Here is a 242-nt window from a genome sequence, read left to right on the forward strand (position 1 = left end):
GGGTGAGCACGAGGCTCACGACTTGACCGGCTTCTGCCGGAGCGCAGCCTGCTCCTTGCGGGCGCTGGGCTTCAATCCACGGCGCTGACGCGGGTCGTACGCATCCCGGAGTCCGTCGCCGATGAAGTTGATGGTCGGCGCGATGATGACGATGAACAGGCCGGGCCACCAGAACAGCCAGGGCCGTGTGGTGAACGCCGTCTGATAGTTCGCGATGAGGAGGCCCAGCGACACGTCCGGGG

At 66.5% G+C, this 242-nt stretch carries 1 pseudogene; it reads right to left on the bottom strand.

The annotated features are described in order from the left end of the window. Positions 1-15 precede the first annotated feature (15 nt). Positions 16-242 (bottom strand): annotated as a pseudogene (locus ACPYOG_RS20425) (ABC transporter permease); the annotation flags it as partial.

It is taken from the genome of Leifsonia sp. HAY1-4F (assembly GCF_056755275.1).